The organism is Thermospira aquatica (assembly GCF_023525255.1).
Classification (GTDB): domain Bacteria; phylum Spirochaetota; class Brevinematia; order Brevinematales; family Thermospiraceae; genus Thermospira; species Thermospira aquatica.
On record NZ_CP073355.1, the window covers coordinates 1,224,944 to 1,241,118 of the forward strand.

At 47.9% G+C, this 16,175-nt stretch carries 2 protein-coding genes; both read left to right on the forward strand.

Going from position 1 to position 16,175, the window contains the following annotated elements; translation table 11 throughout:
- Positions 1-699 precede the first annotated feature (699 nt).
- The gene (locus tag KDW03_RS05815; protein ID WP_271436442.1) at positions 700-8,499 is read left to right on the forward strand and encodes a FlgD immunoglobulin-like domain containing protein; all 7,800 of its coding nucleotides are present in this window, start codon (positions 700-702) and stop codon (positions 8,497-8,499) included.
- 10 nt (positions 8,500-8,509) lie between these two features.
- Positions 8,510-16,159, forward strand: coding sequence for a FlgD immunoglobulin-like domain containing protein (locus KDW03_RS05820; protein ID WP_271436443.1), 7,650 nt, complete (start codon positions 8,510-8,512; stop codon positions 16,157-16,159).
- Positions 16,160-16,175: the final 16 nt, after the last annotated feature.

Genomic DNA, 16,175 nt, shown 5'->3' on the forward strand with positions numbered 1-16,175 from the left:
TACCCCACGGTATGGTGACGGCTTTCCTGCGATAAGGTAAGAGCAATTTTGGCAAGTCTCGCGTTAAACGTTTAACTTGAGTTTCTCTTCCACACTCTTGAGTGAAAAGACATTTGATCTTACCTTCTTACAGCTAAAAACTGTTTTTTAGCTATTACCCTGTTGCAGTAAAAAAACCGTCCACAAGCACCATAAAAACTGAAACAGGGTAAGAGCAGTGCCTCCTCCACCGTCTCCCGATGATACCTTTGGAGAAAAAAGAAAAGAACAAAACAAAAGCTCTTCCCTTATCACAGTTTTTTTCTTTCACTTTTTTGCTGTAACAGGGTAAGAGCAGTTCTCTCCCACTGCAACAAAGTAATAGCTAAACCCCAAATCCCCTTGTCCCACACTGCAACAAGGGAAGAGCATCCCCCACTGCAACAAGGGAAGAGCAATACAAAACTGCAACAAGGCAACAGCCGCCCCCCAAAAAAAAATTTATTTTCCATTTCACTTTTTAGTAAATTTTTGAGTATATTATACAGAGAGTACAGCGGAGTCTGTCCTCTCCAATGATAAATTCTTTTACGTCACGGACGACACCTCTATCAAAAAGCGATTTCCTATCAAAAATTTCTCCTCCTATCAACAAAGAGCGGCGTGAAGCCGATATACAAAAAAAGTCATACTGAAACAGAGTTACAGCAAGGAGGCGATATGAAATCGCATCGCATTCTTTTCCCCCTGATTCTATGGCTGGGAGCTCTTCCCGGATGGGCAGAGTATTTCTTCACGACGTTTAACGCAGCGGAGAATACTATCTTCCAGTACAATTTTTTGTACTCGCCCCAGATGGGAGTGCACAATGTGGGAAACAACTACGCTACGGCTTTTAATACAAGTACCCTTAGGATTACCGGTCAAGGGAACACGGCAGCATACTATAATGAGCTTTACGGTTTTTTTGTCCGCAAAACCAATGTAATATATACCGCAACCAAGGAAAGACCCATAGGTTTTGAATTGACGAGGACGTTTTGTCGACTGGACCCAGATAGAGGGATTCAGGCCGAGTCAGGACGTATGCGTGAAGCGTTTCACCTCATGTGGGTCCAGCACGATCCTGCGGTTGATACTGTTGGAGAATTTCTTTCCAATTTTGTCCATTTCTCCGAACTTATGCGCCCTCAACTTGGGACCAATGACGGTTTTCCCAGTGAACCAAATATTCTTCCCCGGTCATTCTGGGCATCTGACCTCGCCTTTACGAGAAGCTCTGCATACTCCTTTTCAAATCTTACCCCTCCAAATGGGGGAGGAAGCCACGATCTCTCGGCCCTTTTCCTGTGGGGATATGATGATAATTATGGGTTGGGGATTTACGAAGGAAATACGGGTTCTATTAATTGGCCCTACTTTAATAACAACAATGTTGTACGTTTCCGTGTCACAATCGATGGAGAGTATGCCTACTTTTATGTGAATCCTAATCCTACCGGGGTAGGTAAGACAGACTATGATGGTACTCCTCGTGCAGCGGGATACTATTCCAACCAGTTCTATTTGGTGGGGAAGGTAGCAGTGAATTTCTCCAATAACCTTATCCCCATGTTTGGTGTTTCAGATAATCGTCCTGATGGAGAGATGCTTTCTTACTATGTGGATGACATGACGATCCGCACCATTGCGGCAAGCAACGTCGCTGAGATTTCGCCTGTCATGACCAGAGCAGGGACAACGAATGCCCTGCGGATAGCCATCCATCCCTGGTTTTCGACCGTAAACGAAGCGGGAGTGCAGGAGGTGTATGTTGATTTACCGCAGAGCTATCTTAGCTATACCAACTGGACAGCCTTTACCAATCAGGTGGGAGTGTTCTGGGCACAAACCAATGGGCAGACCATCTATCGTACTTTTAATCGACAATGGGCAGATGTCAATCCTGCAGGAGGGACGGTAGCGATCTCTGTAAAAGAGAATGGCAAACGACTCAAGATCCGCTTTAATGCCGCAGCAACTCCCGATGTTTTCCATCCCAATTATAGTGGTTTTGGGGGAAGTATTGCTACAACCCACCAGTACATGATCTATATCGTGGTGAGTAACTTTTCCACTCCTGCAGGAGCCGACATAGCGGGAAAGACGATAGAGGTGTATGTAAATAACGAAAAATACCAGGATACCACCTGGGCAAATAATGCGACCACGGGACCGGCAAAGGCATATGCAGGCAATGTAACAGCCTTTTCAGGCTTTATGGCAGACAACAACACCCTCTCCTTTTCCACAGCCAACGATCCCGTTGGTGTCGCTGCGATTCGACCCAACTTTACCTATGAGGGAGAGTCCAAGACATGGTTTGTCGATGTAGCCGCCAAAGATGCAAGCGAATCCGCAGACAACAATGCTGATATTGTGCAAGTGGAGATTTATCTTCCACCGGGCTTCGAGGCTCAACCAGGCAGCTTCTCAAGCGAAAGGCTGACCAATACCTCGAGTATTGCGTATGATACGGCGCTGCGTCGTATCTCCGTGTATTATACCAACGAGAACAAATACCTCATTGCAGGTTCCGGGATTGATACCATCCGTTTTAACAATATTTCTACCACCAATCTTGATACCATCCCTCCTGCAGGAACCAACCAGATCTCCAACTCGATTCTCGTGGTAAGCTATGCCGCCCTTCCGGGGACAAAGCCCGTTACCAATGTAACGAGTCTCTCTTACCCCCTGCAGAGTTTTCTCATCCGTAAAAAACCCCCGAAAATGCAGGGAGCGATGCTTCCCACCGAGGTAAGTAACACCCTGGTAAGTAACCAGTATGCCTATCTCATCCAGAACAAAGCAGAAAACACAGGAAACAATATCCGTCGTCTTTTGGTTCGTCTTGACAGAATATTTACGAATGTGGTGGGAGTGGTAGCAGATAGACCGGCAGTGATTACCTTTTCCTACAATATTACAAACAACAATATTACCAATACGGAGGGATATTGGTGGATTCTCGTGGACTATGCAGCCGCTTCTACCAACGTTGTCAAGGGGGAGAGTGCGACAGTGACGTTTTGGGCGTATGATACAGCTCCCTCGTTGGCAAATGATCTCTACGCTACCAATATAAGCTATGCCGACAACTTCAATGGCGATGGTTGGGTAGCGGCTACCGAGGAACCTACCACAGGATGGGTTACCAAATTCTATACTCCACCGGCAAATGTGCGTTCGTATATTGTAGAGCCCCTCAACGAAGATGGCATCCTGGATGCGAGTTATAACCACCATCGATATACAGACAGAGAAGATAGCTTCCTTGTCCGCCTGCGTATCAAAAACTGGGGAGAACCAGAGAATAGTATCTACAAGGTTCGCGTGACCCTCCCTGATGGGATAACCAACATTGATAGCGTTTCTTCATTACGGATAGGACCTTCGCAGATGAGGACCTATACAACCAATGGTGGTCAGAACGTGGTCGCTGAATTCTTCTACACCAATAGCCCCATTCCCCCCACCGAAGTGGATGACCTGCTTCTCTGGATTCGGGATGATATTCATGCTCCCGTGACGAAGACCATCCAGGTTGAGGCAGCCAATACCACCAACTATGCCCTCGGTGGGCTTGAGGGGGCAGACAATCTCGATCTTCGCTTTATTTATCCGAAGCCAGCAGCTGAAGGGTATGTCATTGTTCCTGATGGTTTCATTGATGCGGCAACCAACGAGGCCACTATTTATTACGCTATCTCCAATACAGGCCTCCACGAGAATCAGATCAAAGAGCTCTATCTCTGGATTAATACCAACTATATCACCAATGTGCAGTTCCTCTCTTCCTCTCTGGGAGGCACCTACACAGGATTTGTTCCGGATACCCCACCGTATTATCGTTTCCAGGTACAGTACTACACCACCTTTTACGGGGCATCCAACGAACTCCTTACCTTCAAAGTGTTTGATAACGTGGAAAACCGTGCTGAATTTCCGATTTATTTCTCTGTTTCCAATCTCCGAATGTGGAGTAACCAGCTTCCTGCACCCCCCACTCAAACGCAGAACGTCAAAATGATTCCACCCCCTGTTTTCTATGCTTACGGGATAGAGCGTACCGTTGCCTTTAAGGCTGTAAGTCTAGGGGAAACCAATACACTGACCGTGAGACTCCGTGTTACCAACCTCGGATGGGGGAGCAATAAGCTTCACAAACTGCGTCTCTGGATTCCGTTTGGGCTCACCAATCAACTGCAACAGGTCAGTAACGCCCTTCTCGAGCGTACCAATGAGCCCGCAGGACCGGTGAAACTCGTGGCTTCTAACCTTATTGAGATCAGTTACATTGATGGTGGTCAGGAACTTCTGGCAGGAAATGCCGATGACACCTATCTTACCTTTGGCGTGTTTACCAATCAGTCGATAACAGGACACTTTGTCTTGGCGGTAGCAAACAACTCCCTGGATGAGGGAGGTCAGTATCAGTGGACCAATTACTGGACAAATGTGGCTGTTTTAAGTGCTACCAATATCTTTACGCTGGTGGATCCTGCGAGATTCTATATCCAGCCAACCGTCATTGCCACGCCGGCAACCTCAACGATTCTTTCCAATCGTATTGAGAATGGGGTGGAGGCTTTCGGACGAAAAATCCGTCGTGTTGAACTCACCTATGATGATAATTTCATTACAAACGTTGAGGTGCTGAATGCAGGTTCAGGAGGTTTGGCAACAGTGATTGGTGGTACCAATGTTCGCGTGGATTATACCCCTGCTCTGGATCCCAATGCAGGACGGTGGATCGTTGTACGAGTCTACGATAGGTGGCTCGAGGGCGATACCAATATGCTGGTGACAGCAAAGGTATGGTACGAGGCTGATCCACTTGGGGGAGGAGAACCTGCCCTCATCAAGGAAGGCTACACCAACCTTGTGGATTTTAAGAACCCAGCAGCATCTGCGCAGGGGTACGTAACTCCATCGATAGTGTGGCAGGATTTTTTGGCAACAAACTACACCCTTTTTATCACCAATACCGGGGATACAGGGAACGATATCAAGTGGGTCAGGATTGTGCCTCCTTCCTTTATTACAGGGATGTCTGCGGGAGTTTCTACAAAAGGGGCGGTAGTGTTCGTCTATCCTTCGGTGATAGATGTCTATTATACGAATGTAAGCTTTGCCCCGGGCGAGGTGGATACTATTTCCTGGCAGGCTTCTGACAATATTAGTAACACAGAGGTTTCGGAAGTGTGGGACCTCTATGTCAACAATACTTTGCAGGATACCCTCTTCCAGAGTGTTGGAGTTTTGCCAGGATATAGCCAGATTCTTACTATTCGACGTCCTGCGTATCAGGTAAACTACTATGTAGAGTTTACCAATAGCATCAATACCTCTCAGCGCAACCGGATGTATGCCACAGAGGAAACAAACAGTGTTAAGATCTTTATCAACAATACTGGTTCCACCGGGAATGATATCGTTGCTGTACGGATTCCCATTCCATCGATTTATGATCCTACGACAGCACCGGACAACCTTTTTATTACCAACGATATGACGGTAACAAGTCTCAAGGGAACGGTTGCCCTCTCCAACGATAGCGTATGGGTGAACTACAGTAGCAATCCGATTCTCCCGATGGATGGGGATGAGGTGCTGATTACCCTGCGAGACAGAATAGATCACTATGAGACCAATCTCACCTGGACACTCCAGGCAAACCTCAATACGACAGCAGACCAGTACAAAGATGCTTCTGTCCAGGTAGGTCAGTCAGCAACAGCTTTCTATGTGATGCCTTCGCCTCAGGCGATGGCGACCCTTTTGCCATCAGAGATCTATCTTGAACGTCGAAGCTTCTGGCTTAGCCTTGTGGTGAGCAATACAGGACGGGGAACAAGCGATATCGATCAGGTTCAGATTACCCTTCCATCAGTGTTGCAGAGCGACTTTGATATCACAAAAGTTTCCAATACGGTAGCCTCCTCTACCAACTATAGTAGTGGAGTACTCACACTTTCCTATAGTCCGCCGATTGTACCTGGAGCTAAAGATACCATCTACCTCCTGGTAACCAATACAGCCTCCTCGGTCAACGACGATGTGACACTCACGGTAACCGTACGCAACTTTGTGAAAACAGGACCGGCCTCGGGAAACACCGTACTCTCCCTTTCAACGCTTCCTACCTATTATGTGTACGTCAACCAATCCGAGGCAAATCGCACGGTAGATACCACCACGATGACGAACATCTTCTCGATCAATATTGACAACTCGGTGAATACGTCTCTCCGTGTCGGAAGGATCCGTGTTGCCTTCCCGACGAATTGGTTTACCAATGGAGATGCCTACGGGAGTGAGCGCTACATTACCAACACGGCTCACATCACAGGGCATCCAACCAACATCATCGCAGAATACGCCCTTGACGGACGGAAGATCGTAAGTGGCGATTACGATGTACTGAATTTCAGACTCTGGGATAATCTCAGGATTGGGAGCTTTACAAACTATGTAGAGGTATATGTTGACGATGGACTCGCGATAGAAGAGAGCGAACGCTGGATCAAGCTTCCTGTGGCAGGTGGCAAGACCAACCAGTTCATCTTTGAGATGCCGCCGACAGAGACGGCTCAGTCCATGACTACGACAACCATCTACGTAGATACCGAAGTAACCAATACCACGATACGACTCACCAACCGGGCAACAACCGACAATCCTGTCTCCATGGCCCGGATTGTCCTGCCGATGGGGATTACCAACATTGACAGTCTCTTTAGCACCAAAGGAACTGCAACCTATGAGGCAACCACGCATCGTATTGTGGTGGATTATCGTCCAGCTTTCCTGGAAACCAACCAGATGGATGAGATAACCTTCACTTTCTCCAATCTCTACCGTGTTCCCACCAATGTAGGCTTCTATGTCGATACAGCAAACCTTACCAACGAGAGTGAGATGCTCTTCACGGTAGCACCTGGAATAAATGGCTCAGTTTCCCTCCTCAAGATTAACTATCCCCTTGTTGCAGTCGAGGGAGGCTTCTACGGTGACAATCGCATCTATCTCATTGATACCAATGCCACCCTTATCTACAGGGTATTGAACCGAACCTTTGAGAGTGTGGTGACGCAGGTGGTTATCACGTTTGAGAAGGATATCACGAACTACTTCTCAGAGATAAGCCTGGCCAATACGATAGCCACAGTGACGCGTCCGGATACCAATACCAACCAGTTTATCCTGAGTTATACAACAGCAGATGGAATCAGGCAGGGATACTACGAGGATCTGGTGTTTACGCTTCGTTACAACCTCTCCAACACGGATGTAATCCCCATCACGACCCGTGTCTGGCTTGAAAAGACAGGACCCAACGGAACCAACGTCAACGCCCTCAAGGTGCTTGCCTCAAGCGCTGAGGTGAACCTCCTCTTCATCACCAATGCGAACTGGGGTGTGGTACGGGGAAGTGTCTTCCCAACCAACAGAACCGTCAATGTCAAGATCTATGCGCCTGAGAGCTCGACTCCATCGTTGGATATTAATGGACAGGTGCTCTCCACCTCCAGTCGTGTGCCAGAGGGAACCTATGTGATCCGCAAGATCCCGGGCGGTACGTATGATATTGAGTTCTCTGCGCCCTACTACCGCAGTCAGCGCTACAGGACAAACATCCAGCCCAATGTGATCACCGAGATTCCTCAGATCCCGATGCGCAATGCTCCACTGTTGGGTGGTGAGGATGAAGCGCAGGTGGTAGAATGTTACGAAGAGACCAATAGCTTTATTGTCTTCCCTGGCGGTTCAGTGGGTAAGGAATTCTCGGTAGATATCACACGGGTACCCCTGACAGCCGAGCAAAAGCGTAACCTTACGGAGAACAAGGCGGTAAAAGCCCCATCTACGACTGAGAACATGTATGGGTACCGTTTTGCCCTCAACACGAGAGACGATAAGCCCATGGATGGAGCTATTGTAAAGCGTGATGCTATTCTGTATCTTGCCTACGATCCAGTGGATATAGCTTCTCGCGGCTGGAGTGAACAGGATCTTGCGATCTACTACTGGGATGACAATGGTCTCAATCCTCGTTGGGTGAGGATCGGAGGCGAGGTAGATACGACGGCGAAGCGAGTGGTAGCTCGTGTAAGCTATGTGCATAGCATTTACGGTGTCTTTAGCCGTGCTGGTGAAGAGAGGCCCGGTATAATCACGGCTGTGACGCTTCGACCAAAGGTATTTACCCCCAGCAGGTCGGGGGACGGCTACTACGGCTCGATACGGGTAACGATAGAGTTTCGAGAGGCGGTAAAGCGCTACGAGGTCAAGATCTTTGATCTCAAGGGCAACCTCATCCGGCGGTTTATCCGTGAGGATGGTCCGTATACGCAGGGAGAGATAGCCTGGGATGGCAAAGACACGGAAGGCTACGATGTGAAAAATGGTGTGTACGTGTACAAGATATATGCCGGCGGTGAGACCTACAGTGGTACGCTGGTGATTGCACGGTAGGAGGTGGAGTATGAAGGCGATGAGATACATCCTTTTCCTGGCTTTGGCAGTGAGTATGTGGGGACGGTCTCTCTACTACTACCAGGGATTCTCAGACCCGGCTATGGATACCAATAGCTACAACAGCGGTGGCTGGCAGTGGAATTTCCCCATGAGTAGAGATATGATGGTGTGGGATGTGCAGGATCTGTTTGGGGCTACAGATAGGGATTTCCCAGCTACGGTGAGGCGCTACAATGGGCTCCTTGAGATCTATGGGAGACCCAACAAGAGTTCGCTTGCTTGGAATAACTGGTATATTGGTGATGGGGCGAAGTTTAGTCCTGCTGGTGCTGGGCTGGGGACGATCAATGCCACGCCTGAGGAGCCCTTTGGGTTTACGGTGATTCGCTATACCAATAGCATGGATCCGCGGGGGGATGCGGGCGAGGCATATGGCTATTCTTCAACTCCCAACCAGAAATCATTTGTCAACGTCTGGATAGCAAGTGATAACGGGGCATCCCAGCCCTATGATCGGTGGAACGATTTTGCCTACTTTTTTGAGAAGCAACACTGGAACCAGACAAGTACCTACGGCTTTTTTGAGACGCGGGAATATGTGGTGGGATTTCCCACGACGGATATAGACGGTGTTTCGGTAGGTACCGCTGCAACTATTACCGCTACTTTTCAAAGAAACTACGATGATAATAACCAGAATTACCAAAACACACTTTCTAGACATTTTACAGGCGGGGATGGTTACTTTAATCCTGTGAATGCGCCCCTGGGGATTCGTGTGACCCATGATGGGCGCAAGGTGAGTTTCTACGTTAACTACAATCCTCTGGGGACGACGCCCAATCTGAGCAATGCGTGGGTTAAGGTAGGGGAAAAAGAGGTTCCCTGGAGTACCAACCTTGTGGCGTTTCTCTCGACGGAGAGTCCGTTTTTCCGTGAGGGAGAGGTAGAGACCCAGTTTGATCATTTTCTTATCCGGACGGTGGCAAGTAATCTCACAGCGAGAATCTCTCCTGTTCGCGTGATGACCAACCGTTCTCTTCAGTTCAAGCTTACCGTTCATGTGGAGACCGCACCAGAGGATAGTGGTGTCCAGGAACTGTATATCAAGAAGCCAGCAGGCTACGGAGCATGGAACACCGCAAGTGTGGCGCTAACCAACTCTTCGGGAGGAGTGCCGATTCGAGGCTTTATCAACAATGGAGCGTCTGCTCCGACAAGCGGAAGATTTCAGGTAAAGGTGTTGGCTTCAGGTGATCTTTATATCCGTTTCTGGGCCCAGAGTCAGTCTCAGAATGATATTATCCGCAGTGATGATATAGATGTGTACTTTACCCTGACGACACCCTCTACCCCCAATCCGGCAGGAGACAATTTTGAGGTTTATGTGGATAGTGTGAAGCACACCGATACCGCGCAGGATGTTCTTTTTGATACGGTGAATGGACTCCCTTACGCCACAACAGGACGCCAAAAAGCCCGTGAGGCTTTTGCTGATAGTTTACGGGTACGGGTGTACAGTGCCCCTCAGGCATATGCCAAGGTAGAGTATAGCCCTTCTCCGATTATTATCGGGACCGAAGAGAGCAGCTTCACCGTGAAGCTCTCCACCGAAGGGCTAACAACGATTCCGCCGATCTCGAGTGCGCGTATTTATATTCCTTCAGGATTTACGGTATCAAACAACACCACAACGCTGACAAATATTGTGTCGACCGTGTTGGGGGCATCAGCCAGTGCCAACAATATCCGGGTGACAAACATCAGTGGCAGTAACTTTATCTGGATCTACTATACCAACCTGGTGACCCTGGGACTCCCTCCTGCAAGTGGATTTGACAAGATCAACTTCAAGGTATATGGGACGCCTTTGTTTACAGGAATTCCTTACTCTAACTATCTGTGGCAGGTTGAAGTCAACAGTGATGAGGTTGTGAGCGGTGTTTCGTGGGCCAAGGCGGGTACCAACATCGTTTATTCGAGTCAGCTTGTACGTGTAGCCTCTTCCAATGCCCAGGTAGCGGCAGCCATCAGTCCTGCAGAGGTGGCTATCAATGCCGCCTATAGTTCCAATGCGATTCGTTATAGCTATACCATCAAAAACGATGGTCCAACAGGCAATAACGTCCATCGGATCTTCATCCAGCTACCGGGGAACTACTCTGACAATTCCGTTTCCAATATCACCGTATCCACACCGGGAGCAACGGCAGCCTACTCCAATGGAGCAATATGGGTAACCTATGGGACGCCTCTCTCTTCCGGAGCTACCTCAACGATTCAGTTCTGGGCTGCCTTTACCAATACCAATGTCACGGGAGCATCAGAGACGGCAGAGTTTATTCTCTACGCCGACAACAACAACTCAGCAGGCTACACCCTCCAGTACGAGAATGCCCCCCTCACCTGGAGGGTTTCTATCCTTCCGCCGAGAGTGAAGGGAGAACATGCTATCAACGTTGTAGAAGGAAGTGTCACCAATGCCCCTGAAATCACGACAGACAAGGTCTCTAGCAGACTTATCCACTGGATCTACAACACCTCTCCCAAGGGAGTGATGATACAAAGTATTGATATCCTCTATCCCCAGACACTTCTCACCAATATCGTGCCAATATCAAGCAGTCTGACAACCAATACCACTCTCTCCGTGATAGAAGAGGGAAACTATTTCGTCGTAAGGCTTGCTTACACGAATTTCCTCTCGTTGTACGATGATGTAGCCTCTTCAAAAGACCAGGTGGTAGTCGATGTTTTCGACAGTATTGAGCTTCCTACCAATTTCATCATCCCTGTCCGCGTGTACAAGACGGATGTTCCTACGTCGGATTTTTACTCTTCTAACGATGCAACGATAGGTATCATGTTCTCGGGCTCCAATCGATTGTATGTAAATTATCCTCTTCCCGAGATTTCATGGGGTGTGAAGCCAGGGGATCTTGATTCTACCACAGAGACGAACCGCATGACCTGGGTGATCAGTAACAGAGGTCTTTCAGGCAATAAAATCTATCAGGCCCGTTTAACCATTCCGACCAATGTCACCACCAATATTGTTAACACCATCATAACGAATAGTGCAGGGACCGTAGTGGGAGCTCTTCTCTATACACCTACAACGGGAGTTATCCAGGTAAACTTCTCTTCCCCTCTTGTCGGTGGAGAGACAGCGTATGCCCACTTTGACATGGTAGATCACGTAGACAACATGGATCTTCTCAATCAGCTTCTCTCATGTCAGGTAACAAACGATAGAGGGTGGTTTACTGTTTCCAACATCGTGGGGGATTACTATTCCTCGCTTAACTTCCGTCTTCCTAAACCCTCTGGTGGTGGCTGGGTGACACCCAATATCTTCTTTGTCAATACCAATGGACCATCGGTAGTGACCCAGCAAGTGGTGGTGTTTGTCACCAACACAGGAGGCCAGAACGATCGTTTCAACAGTGTGGAGATCAAGCTTCCACTGCCGTGGACCAATACTGTCGCATGGGCCTCAAGTACCCTTCTGGGTCTTACCTCTACCAACAGTGGATTCTTTACCATTACACCAACCAATGTGAGGATTACGTATCCTGTGGGAAGTCATGAGTTCAAGTCGGGAATGGGCGATTATGTCACGTTAGAGCTTCGTATCTCCAACCGCACAACCCTGCCCGTAAGCGGCACATGGCAGATTCTGGCTAACAATGGGTTTGTGGACTATGGTTTTAGCCCTCCCAAAGACTATTTTGAGATTACCAATGTGGGTACTGAGGCTCAGCGACAGGCCTATGGAACGGCTATGCTCGTGGCTTCACTCGATACGACGAATGTGACTCGTACCGTTACAAATGGTCAATTCAGATTCTCTGTGACCAATGGTATTGCGGGAGGCATGGCTGTAAAATGGATGAAGATAGAGATCCCATCCCTCTATGTCGTTTTGACCAACACGATCACGGTAGATGGTTATAGTCCTCTCAAGACGATCTCCAATAACGCCATCTGGCTCGATTTTTCAGCAAGCGAGCTTGTAGCGGGAGCAAACTTTACCGTAGACTTCCAGTGGAAGAAAGGAATCCAGCAGACACTCACCAATCAATTCTGGCGGGTGACGGTTGCCTATTCAAGTAACTTTACAGAATATGAGATGGACAGCTATGGGGCACAGGATCAGAATATCATCAATGTGCCACTTACTTTCTATGCCGCGGTTTCTCCCAACAAGGTAAACAAAGACCTTGCATACATGCAGTATACGGTGACGATCACGAATACAAGTGAAGAAGGGAATAACATCACGCTTCTCAAGATTGTACCACCATCAACCAATGCTAATCTCAAAGAGATACTCACCAATATCACGGGTGTGAATTCCTCTCGTATTGGAAACAACGCTGTTTACTCCAATGATGGGGTGATCTATGTGGATTATCTCTCCCAGGGAACCTCAATTAAGCGTGGAGAAGTGGACACGATTGTCTTTACGGCGTATGATAGGGAGAATACAGCGTACTTTAGTGGGACAAGGGCTCTCTCGTGGCAGATTCTTGCAGCAAACGCAAGCTGGGATCTTCCAACCAATCAGGGACAGCCTAACCTTGCACTGTGGACAAATGATCTCTCCCTCGAGTTTGTTGTCCCTCCTTACAAGACGGTTTACGCTATTGCACCGACCAATCTTAACACGGTTGATGTGACCAATACCCTCGAGTTTGCTCTCCAGAACACAAGTGAAAGTTTTGCAGATGTGATTGAGAGACTTAGGATTTCGATACCATGGCCCTTCCGCACCAATACCATTGCCTTTGTAAGTACCAAAGCCTCAGGGTATACTATTACCAATGAAAATGGTACCAACTATCTTGAGATAAGCTATCCGGTAGGGCGCATGGCACCGGGATCGAATGACATTATAACCCTCAAGTGGTTAGATGATTTTGAGCATGGTGAAACCAATACAACCCTTGCCCTGAGTGTCCGTTATACGACATCGGGTTCTACCTATGTAGAGGCTCTTCCACAGATCGGGGCAACGAATGTTGTCAACTTTAAGATGCCTGTTCCTGAGATGAGAGCAGGGCTTGTGGTAAATGAGATCTATACGACACTCAGAGAAGGAACCCTCACCTTCGTGCTTACCAACAAGGGATACGGTCAAAATACGGTGCAGAGAATGCGTCTCGAGGTTCCTGAAGGATTTACCAACATTCTGGATGTGAGTAAGATTCGCTTTGTTTCACCTGTTGATATTACCAACACCAATGTGATACTCCCCAATATCTACGAATTTTATCCAACAGGACTTCTCACCAATCAGGTAATCCGCGTCGAGATTGATGTAACCAACACGCTGACCAACACCACCTATGATGTGCCATGGGTATGGACGATGGACAATGGCTATGTGACGACGAATATCACGATCCTTTCCCATGTGATTGATCCAGGTTCGGCAGAGTTGATAGAAAGAACAGTTGCCTCTGACAAAAAGAGTCACACCATAACCCTCAAAGTGTACAATAATACGCCTGGTTTGCTTCCACTCTTGCGGGTGAAAGTAGAGCCTAATAACAGTTTCTACACCAATATTAACAGTATAACGAGCTCTGCTGGGACAATTTCCAACGTCACAGAGAACAGTTTCTGGATCGTGTATACCACACCTCTTGCCAAAGGATCGGTCGATACGGTGACAATGACCCTGTATGACAATACCAACCAGCTTATAACCAATGATCTTGAGTGGAAGGTATGGGGAGACAACGGAACAGAACCGGCGATTCTGAGAGAAAAATCAGCCGGTGCTTTGAAGCAGAACACCACTATTTCTAAACCTGATGTCACAAATATCTGGCATACCTCGTGGTACATTATTCCAGGTAATGATCGCATAGCGGACTTCCGTCTGACCGTATCCAATAGAAGTGCAGATGAGGTAGTGGTGATCACTAACATCCTTACCATTCCTGCCGAGCTCACCAATATCACACCGGCTGGTATTGCTACAACGCATCCTCGTGCAACCCTGACCAGACTCAATGCTACCACGATTCAGATAGTGTATAGTGCTCCGTATTTTGTTCCAGGAGAATCTGATACGATTAGTTTCCAGTTTACCAATAGCGTGGGTGTTCCTAAACTTGTGGATGTTTCTCTGAGAGCGTATAACAAGGGTTCTCAGGTCTTTGAGGAGACAAGGCAAATTGATTTTACCCAACCACCACAACCTACCGAGGGGTATATCAAGAACCGCCAAACCATTTACAGCATAGACAACTATGCTGTTGTTACCTATGTTGTACGAAATGGACTCTATGATAGAGATATCAAGGAGGTTATGATTGCCTCGAGTAATGAAGTACTCCTGGTAACGAACATTCGTTCGGTGAAACTGGGGAGAAATCTCTCGTTCACAACGAACAGTACGAATATTGTCATTAGTTACGGAGATGATGGCATTCTCCACAGTGATACCGATGAACTTCGAATTGAGTTGATATACACGAACAACGCCAACTGGACAAATGATATGCCTGCCAAGGTACGTTATGATGGTTCGATAAACTTTGAGGATGCTATTGTGCCGACAGGAGAACAGAACATTCTGCCAGTTTTGTTAGCAGACTTTGGTCGTGTGAGAGGTGTTGTGTTGCCCGGATTTGCAAACCCGAGTATAAAACTCTACAAACCAGGCACTTCTGAAGTAGCCACGAATAAATTTGGAGAACTCCTGGTAACAGGTGCAGCTGGAACAGGAGCTTATACGGTAGACTTTGCTATGCCAGGAATCTATGATGTTGGACTAAGCGGGAGAAACTACCGTGAGGTTCGTGTCAGAAATATAGAGGTTTTTGCCAATGTAGTCACCAACATCGGGACGAACAAGATGGAGCATGATCTTTTGAGTCCGGATGCGACTGGAGAACAGACGGTGGTATGTCTGGATGACATGGAGACGGCGATCACGTTCCCATCCGGGACGATAGGGGAGAACTTCCGACTGGATATCTGGATTACGAACATGACACCTGAGCAGCAGGAAGCAACGGGACAGAAACCCATTCAGGCGCCACTTGACAAAGCGAACGCCAAGGCGTGGATATTTGTGATTCGGAATGCGAAGGGAAAAGAGCAGCCCGAGCAGTGGTTGAGAAACGATGCGACGATTACGATAGCGTATGATCCGGCGTATATCAGTGCGCAGGGTTGGAGTGAGGAGAAGCTCTCGATTTACTACTGGCGAGCCACGACGAAGCAGTGGGTAAAGCTTGGAGGCGTAGTTGATCGCAATGCTCGTACGGTAAAAGTCAAGGTGAGTTATCTCCACAAATACTACACGGTGATGGCTGACATAGCGGAGAAGGTGAAGGAAGGCTTCATCAGTGTACGTACGGATCCGAAGGTATTTACGCCGCGCCGTGGTGGACGTGAGGTTCAGAACATGAAGCTTTCGATAGTGTTTGAAAAACCTGTTGAGAAGTATGTGGTGAAGATCTATGATCTGAAGGGGAATCTGGTGTACAAAGTCGAGAGGAGTGGTGAGTTTGCCAATGGAGAGGTTTATTGGGATGGTAAGGATCTCTCCGGATATGATGTTGCTGGTGGGGTGTATGTGTACAAGATTGAGGCAGGAGGGTATGTGTACAGTGGGACGATTGTGATAGCGAGATAAAGAAAAAGCCCGGCTT

Excerpts from the sequence above, each read along its gene's own strand:
- KDW03_RS05815 (WP_271436442.1), top strand. The coding sequence starts at position 700 with ATGAAATCGCATCGCATTCTTTTCCCCCTGATTCTATGGCTGGGAGCT.
- KDW03_RS05820 (WP_271436443.1), top strand. The coding sequence starts at position 8,510 with ATGAAGGCGATGAGATACATCCTTTTCCTGGCTTTGGCAGTGAGTATG.